Genomic DNA, 5,473 nt, shown 5'->3' with positions numbered 1-5,473 from the left:
ACCGCGTCCTGACCAACGAGTCCTATACCCGGACGCTGTTCGTCGGCCGGGGGCTGCTGTTCCTCGCCCGGCCGCTACCTTCACGCCCGCAGTGGCGTGTCCATCTGGCGTTCTTCGCCCCGGTCGGGGAGGGCGCCTGGCTGGTTCTGCTGCCACACCACCACGCCCACGGCAGCCTGGGCGAGGCCCAGGAAGCGTCCGAGGCCCTGGCCGCGGTGATGCACCGCACGTCATGGCACCACGCCGTGGGCCTGTTCGCCCGCCCTTCCGCTACCCGGCCGGCGCCACACGGCGACGGTGCCCTCGCTGTGTACGGCGCCTCGGGATAGCGGCCGTCTCGAGGTTTGTGCCGCTGCCCCCCGGGAGGCTGATGCCTTGGGTGCGGAGGTCCGGCCGGTGGCTGCGCCGGGCCTCGGGAGGAGAGCTTGCCGGCTGGAAGTCATGGAGCAAGTGCTGCCGGGTTCGCTGGTGTGTCCGGCCAGGCCCTTCAGTACAAGGGGCAGCGGCCATGCGATCCGGGAGACTGAAAGGTGGGGCGGGGGCTCTGGCCGGGGGTGGTGTCCAGAGCCCCCACCGGGCCGCGTCTCCATGCGACAGGGGAACACGTCACGCGTCCGTCATCGTCAACGAGTCACAGCGGCGCCGCGTCACGCGTGAAGCGTGCCTTCTCCGCTGATGCGACGGTGGCTGGATCAGCGGAGGGAACTGTTCGCTTGTATGCCGCGGAGGCCAGCAGGTGAGGGCGGTTCCCCATGCGTTCCGCCCAGTTCCTCATCGTTTCGGGGTTTCCTGCCCGGGGGCGGTTCGTCACGGCTCGGGCGGTGGTGGTCGAGGGTTTCGGTCAGGGCGCGGGCGTCGGCGTGGTGCTCGAGTGCTCGCAGGAGCAGGATGGCCAGTTCCTCCTCCGGCCAGGCGTCTTCGGGGATGGGGCCGAGGAGGTAGCCGGTGACCCACAGTCGGGCCAGCATGCCGGCGGCCGAGCCGCGCAGCGTCGTGAACAAGGCAGGATCGTCCCTGGTCAAAAAGCCCTCCGGGGCCAGTTCCAGGTCCTCGACGAACTGCCATGCCCGGGCGAACAGCTCATCGGCGTCGTGGTCGGTCTCGGCGAAGCGGCAGGCGATGTCGTCCAGCCACACCCCGGTCATCACCCCCGCCGCGTGCAAAAGGTCCCGCACACGCTCCCCGTCACTGTCCTGGCACGCCAGCAGCTCACCGTACAGCTCCTCCAGCTCGCGCAGCAGTGCCTCGATGTCGCGCAGCGTCTCCAGACGCAGCACCCGCACCCGGCGCGCCGCGCCCTCGTCACCTCTGCCTGCCGGAGCGGACATGCCCTCATCCTGGCCCCGCCCCAGGCTCCCCGCCACGCGCCCAGCAGAGGAGTACGTTCCCGGCTGCTCCGGCCGGCGGTTCTCCCGGCATACCCGGCCAGCGGCTGCTCTCCGGCGTGCGGTCCCGGCGGGGTGCCGGAACCGGGCGTGTGTTCTCATCGATTCTGGTGGGGTGGTAGCTCAGCTGGTTAGAGCAGCGGACTCATAATCCGTCGGCCGTGGGTTCAAGTCCCACCCACCCCACATGGTCTCCGCCCGCTGACAGCGGCGCTTCCCCCGGGCTGCTGTTGGAGTTTCGAGGCTGCCGGTGGCGGGTCCGGCTCGCGGCCTCCGCCGTACCCGCCTTCCCGTCCGAATGCCTTCGGCCAGGTGGAGCGGACGGGGCCCGGTGCTCCGGGAGGAAGGAGAGCGAGGGTGCTGCAGTAGGAGTGGAGGGAGTCGAACCCTCACGCCGCGAAGGGCACCGGGACTTGAATCCGGCGCGTCTGCCAGTTCCGCCACACTCCCGTATCCACAGCTGGACACATGGTACCTCGACCGAGGAGTACGAGCCGGAAAAGAATTCTTGGTCCTCATGCGCCCTTGACGCGCTGCGTGACGGTTCGCTGCGCCAGCTGTGCAAGATGAGCGGCTTGCAGGTCGCTGAATCTGTCGAACAAACGTGCAGCGGAACGGCAGGTGACGGCTGTCCGGCATGCCGGACAGGTCTTGGAGTGGAGTATGTACGTGTCGGCGGCGCTCATGTAACGCTCGAATAAATCATTCACCATGATCACATGATCTCCCGCATGGAGCGGTGCTCTCTCCCCTGGAGTCGCCAGCGATGGCCGAATCCTGACCCCTGGATGCGGAAGCGGAGTGCCAGGTGAACACCTGCTCATGGCCCATCTGACGGCTTTGGCCCATAGTGGAGCGGATGTAGTTGTTGATCACCCCAATCACCCCGAATGGACCGCTCTGTTGACAAGCACCCGCAGCGAAATGAGTCCTGCCCCTGGCACGGCACGTGTGCCGGGGAGGTTGTGGACCGTGCGCCTGACCGGCTCCGGCGACCGCACCGCCGCGGTCACGTGTTCCACTGCCGGGTGCCGGATGCCGCCGCGCTCGAAGGACCTGGCGTCGCTGCGCGCCTTCGCCGCCGGGCACGCCGCCGCCCACGCCAAGGCCGCCACCCTGCGGCCCCACGCCGCCTGCCACTGCCGCGCCGAGGGCTGCGCCGCTCATGAGGACACCCAGGTGTCCTGCGCCGGCGCCGCGGTGCTGGTCCTGCGTCACGATGCGGCTTTCGGCCGGGTGTGGAGCGTGGAGGAGATCTGTGCTGCCTGCGCCGCGCTGATCCCGCACGCCCGGGTCATCGCCCGTGCCGCCGCCCCGCGGCCCGGCACCACCCGGCCTTCCACGCCGGCGGTTCCGGCACCCGCACGTTCCGCCGTTGCGCCCGGCCAAGGGGCCTGCGGAGCGAGCGGGCAGGGTGTCGGCGGCCGGCGGGGTCTCCCGCTCGCGGCTGTCTCGCCCCGGATCGGCAACCAGGTACGTGCCACGATCACCAGCCCTCCTGCGCCAGGCCCTGAGCCGGCACCGAGGCTACCGAGCGTGACTGCCGTGAGGAACCGGGTCGGCCGTACGGGGCAACTCCACGGGCCGCCTCCACCCGCAACCCACCACGCCCCCGCCCTCACGGCGTGACGCTCCCCTCCGGTGAGGTGTGGGGAGGGAGAGTCGTGGCTGGCGCGTGTGCGCGGTGGCGTGAACGGCGTGATGGTGGAGGGATGGCAGTGTTGATCGTGGTGGGTGAGCCGGCCGGGGCGGGCGGTCGGCGGGTGAGTGTGATGCGCCGGGGCCGTGAGGAGTCGTTGGGGACGGCGTTCTCCGATCACGATGTGATCGTCTTCCTGCAGGCGGCGGGCCTGAGTGATCCGGAGGAGGTCTTGGACGACCCGCGCTGGGTCCAGTGGTGTGGGGGCCGGGCCTGGAATCCGCCGACGGGCGACGGGTGAGGAATGCGGGGTGGGGGCTCTGGGCGAGGCGTGGTCCAGAGCCCCCGCCGGGGGCCGCGTCTCCATGGGACAGGGGTGCACTTCACGCGTCCGTTGTCTTCAACGACGGCACGGGCTGTGGCGTCACGCGTGCCGGCCCGCCGTTTCGCCGACGGGACGCGGTCGTGGCGGCCGGCTGCTGCTGGTGGGGTCAGGGCAAGAGAGCGGGCGGGAGCCAGGGGGCTGCGGCCTTGAGCAGGCCGGGGGTCCGGTACAGGCGGGGGTTCAGGCCGGTCAGGTGGAGGCTCACGCGGGCGGTGTGGACCTGGCGGGTGAGCCGGTTCAGCGCGCGCAGCCCCGTGCCGTCGCAGAAGGTGAGGCCGGCAGAGAGTCCGAGGGTGTCCGGCCAGTGCCGTGGCGGTGGCCCGGTGGACCAGCGGGGCGGTGGCGAGGTCGAGTTCTCCGGCCAGGCCAAGCAGGACGGTGTCGCGGTACCACAGGGTGTGGGTCTGGAGCAGTTCGTCCGCTTGCATGGCCGCCTCCGGCTTTCGAGTGGGCCAGACCGGCTCTTCTTCGTCTTCTTCCCCGGTATCGGGGCGGGGGAGTGGGTCAGGCCGCGGTGAGGTCGGCCCAGTGGTCGATGAGCCCGTCGATGTCGGTGCCGGTGTGCTCGGCGAGGGCGGTGACGATGGTGGCGCCGCGGCCGTGTTCGTCGTCGGGGCGGGTGGCGGCCCAGCCGGCGGTGGTTTGGGGGCCGCCGTCGCTGACGTGGACCCGCACGTGGCCGGTGTCGTCCGCCGTGGCGTGCAGGTGGAGGACGACGGGCGGCAGGGCGTGGGTGACGGCGTTGGTGACCAGTTCGGAGATGACCAGCAGCAGGTCGTAGACCTGGTCCTCATCCAGTCCCCAGGCTTCCAGAATGGGCTGGGCGGCGTGGCGGGCGGTGGCCGGGGCCAGCGGCCCGTGCTCCAGCGACAGGCCGAACACGCGCTCACCCGCCGGGGCGGCCTGCGGCGCGGGGCGCGGCTGCCGGCTGCGGGAGATCGTGGTGGTCGTCATCGGGATCACTGCCTGTCCGGAAAGGGGGGCCGGAATGCTTTTCTGCTGCTTCCAGCACGCTCCCGTGGAGCACGGAAACCCTGAGCAGTCAATACCCAAAACCGGAGAAATTGGGCATCGGGTAGAGCTCGGGCGGAGAACGCGATCCTCATGGCCGGGGTGTTCTGCGGGAGGGCTTGGCTGGTCGAGCCGGTGGAGCTGTGTCCCGGACGCGTCGGACGGCGAGGTGCTCGTTACGTGGCGGTGGTGTGGGGGGTGCCGGGGGCGGCTGGTGGCGGGTGGAGGAGCTGGCGGGCGCGGCGGGTGCTGAGGCCGAGGCGGCGGAGACATTCGGGGTGGCCAAGGCCGAGGTGGTGGGTGAAGAAGGCCAGTTCGTGCCGCAGCACAGAAGGATCCCAGTGCTGGGAGCGTCCGGGTATGCGGGTGCCGCTGGGGGTGGTGGCGGGGTCGTCGATGCTGTGTTCGTCCCAGGCCAGGGCAGGGTCCCAGGCTTTCGCCGCGGCGCGTCGCCGGGCCTGGGCGGAGGGTCCCGGCCGGTGGGCGAGGCGGTCCCAGGCGGTGAGGATCGCGCCGCGGACCGCGGGCGTGCTGGTGCCGGTTCTCGCGAAATCGGTGAGCGATTTCGCCGTGGTGGCGCCGGCCTGGGCGATGGCGGGCAGGGTCCAGCCTGCGGCGCACAGGCCGCGCAGGCGCCGCAGGAGACCGGTCTCCGTGACGTGGGTACGGCGCGGGAAGGCCGGCGGGGGCAGTTCGCGCACGGCCAGAACCCGTCGCGCGATGTTCGTATTGATCCCGCGCTGAGCGTCACGTTCGTGGTCGATCAGGGCGGAGGCGAGGGTGCTGGCGTTGACCCCGGCAACTTGGGCGATGAAAGCCGTACTGGCCCGGTCGTAGTGCACTTGCAGGGCGCGGATGTGGTCGGCGACTGGCTGGGCGTCCACGGTGTCGCCGCGGCGGGTGGCGCGTCCGGGCAGCGGGGTGCGGGTGCCGAGGGCGAGCAGCCGGTTTGCGGCCGCGGCTTGGATCCGGCGGGGCCGGCCCGTGTCCACGTCGTGGAGGGCGGCCGCGAGCGTGGTCAGCGATATGCCGGCCGCGCGGGCCAGAGCGGCT

7 protein-coding genes and 2 tRNA genes are annotated in these 5,473 nt (G+C 71.2%); 3 read left to right on the top strand and 6 right to left on the bottom strand.

Annotation, left to right across the window (positions count from 1 at the left end; genetic code table 11):
• On the top strand, window positions 1–329 hold a 329-nt coding region (locus tag ACFVZH_RS39805; protein WP_384905475.1), incomplete at its 5' end, for a hypothetical protein.
• Window positions 330–692: 363 nt separating this feature from the next.
• On the opposite strand, the gene ACFVZH_RS39800 is transcribed toward ACFVZH_RS39805, so the two are convergent.
• The gene (locus tag ACFVZH_RS39800; protein ID WP_384905473.1) at window positions 693–1,328 is read right to left on the bottom strand and encodes a hypothetical protein; all 636 of its coding nucleotides are present in this window, start codon (window positions 1,326–1,328) and stop codon (window positions 693–695) included.
• A gap of 169 nt (window positions 1,329–1,497) precedes the next feature.
• On the opposite strand from ACFVZH_RS39800, the gene ACFVZH_RS39795 reads away from it, so the two are divergent.
• Window positions 1,498–1,571: transfer RNA gene (locus ACFVZH_RS39795), tRNA-Ile, on the top strand.
• Between the two features lie 180 nt (window positions 1,572–1,751).
• Here the strand turns inward: ACFVZH_RS39795 and ACFVZH_RS39790 are convergent.
• A tRNA-Leu gene (locus ACFVZH_RS39790) sits at window positions 1,752–1,835 on the bottom strand.
• Between the two features lie 65 nt (window positions 1,836–1,900).
• Window positions 1,901–2,104 (bottom strand): hypothetical protein, encoded by a 204-nt coding sequence (locus ACFVZH_RS39785; RefSeq protein WP_384905471.1) that lies wholly within the window; start codon window positions 2,102–2,104, stop codon window positions 1,901–1,903.
• Between the two features lie 993 nt (window positions 2,105–3,097).
• Here ACFVZH_RS39785 and ACFVZH_RS39780 point away from each other — a divergent pair.
• On the top strand, window positions 3,098–3,325 hold the full coding sequence (locus ACFVZH_RS39780; protein ID WP_384905469.1) for a hypothetical protein: 228 nt from the start codon (window positions 3,098–3,100) through the stop codon (window positions 3,323–3,325).
• 190 nt (window positions 3,326–3,515) lie between these two features.
• Here ACFVZH_RS39780 and ACFVZH_RS39775 read toward each other — a convergent pair whose 3' ends face one another.
• From ACFVZH_RS39775 to ACFVZH_RS39765, 3 genes are all read right to left on the bottom strand, one after another.
• Window positions 3,516–3,779: an STAS domain-containing protein gene (locus ACFVZH_RS39775; RefSeq protein ID WP_384905467.1), complete on the bottom strand. Its 264-nt coding sequence runs from the start codon at window positions 3,777–3,779 to the stop codon at window positions 3,516–3,518.
• A 134-nt stretch (window positions 3,780–3,913) separates the two neighbouring features.
• Window positions 3,914–4,363, bottom strand: a complete 450-nt coding sequence (locus tag ACFVZH_RS39770; RefSeq protein ID WP_384905465.1) for an ATP-binding protein — start codon at window positions 4,361–4,363, stop codon at window positions 3,914–3,916.
• A gap of 233 nt (window positions 4,364–4,596) precedes the next feature.
• Window positions 4,597–5,473, bottom strand: an 877-nt coding sequence (locus ACFVZH_RS39765) for a hypothetical protein (RefSeq protein ID WP_384905463.1), incomplete at its 5' end; no start/stop codon positions are given.

Source organism: Streptomyces sp. NPDC059534, assembly GCF_042743475.1.
GTDB lineage: Bacteria > Actinomycetota > Actinomycetes > Streptomycetales > Streptomycetaceae > Streptomyces.
This window is presented reverse-complemented; position numbering and strand designations above follow the sequence as displayed.